Below are 1,154 nucleotides of genomic sequence, written 5' to 3'. Positions count from 1 at the left end.
TCGACCAACGTCTTCATCAACAGCGTCGCCGCCGCGCGCAAGGGCGACAAGCTGACCTGTGGCGCCACCATTTCCGGTGGTTCGGACAACGTCATCATTGGCGGCGGCACCTACCGTTACCTGCCCGTTGACGATGAGGTCCCGGAGTGGCTGCGTACCACCGTGGATGTGCTGATGGCCATCGCCGGTGCCGCAGGCGGTATCGCCCAGCTGATCAAGGCGGGTACCCAGGCCGGCATGAAAGCCATCATGCCTTGCGCTCTGAAGTTCACGGCCGGCTTCGTCGCCGGCGAGGTGGCCAGCCGCTATGTGGTCGAGCCCGTGGCGCGCAGAGCCATCGGTGGCCTGGTCGGCAACCCGGTCGACCTCACTACCGGGCGCAAGCTGATCCCCGATGAAATCGACTTCAGCCTGCCGGGCCTGATGCCAATCGAGTGGTCGCGCTTCTACGCCAGCGACCTGACGGTCGACAGCGTACTCGGCCGCGGCTGGGTGCTGCCTTGGGAGCAGAGCCTGCGCCGCCAGGGGGCATTCATCTACCTCACCGACAACCAGGGCCGCGAAGTCCCGTTCGTGACCCTGCAACCGGGGCAGCGCATCTACAACCCGCACGAGCAGGTGTACCTGGTGTGCACCGAGGGCGGCCACTACATCCTGCAGACCCTCGACAACCTGTTCTTCTACTTCGGTGAAGTGCCAGACACCAACACCGAAGTGCCGCTGCAGCGTATCGAGAACGTCCTCGGTCACTTCCTGCACTTCACCCGCACGCCTGACGGCACCCTGACCGACATCAGCGCCACCGGCGGCACGCGCGTGCACCTGCACTACGACCACCCGCTGGGCCGCCTGACCGACATCAAGCGTGTGGTGAATAACGAAGCGGTGGAAACGCTTACACAGTACCGCTACGACGAACACGGCCAGCTGAGCGCGGTGATCAACCGCAACGGCGACACCGTTCGCAACTTCAGCTACGCCGACGGCCTGATGGTGACCCACAGCAACGCGCTGGGGCTGGGCTGCCACTACCGTTGGCAAACCCTGGGCGACAAGCCACGTGTGGTCGAACACTGGACCAGCGACGGCGAGCACTACCACTTCCGCTACGACCTCGATAGCCGAACCAGCTGGGCCACCGACGTGCTCGGCCG

The 1,154-nt window shown here is 64.9% G+C and carries 1 protein-coding gene; it reads left to right on the top strand.

Features of this window, described 5'->3' with window-relative positions:
• On the top strand, positions 1–1,154 hold a 1,154-nt coding region (locus APH30_RS27240; RefSeq protein ID WP_256222163.1), incomplete at both ends, for a DUF6531 domain-containing protein.

The organism is Pseudomonas sp. NBRC 111127 (genome assembly GCF_001320345.1).
Lineage (GTDB): Bacteria > Pseudomonadota > Gammaproteobacteria > Pseudomonadales > Pseudomonadaceae > Aquipseudomonas > Aquipseudomonas juntendi.
This window is presented reverse-complemented; position numbering and strand designations above follow the sequence as displayed.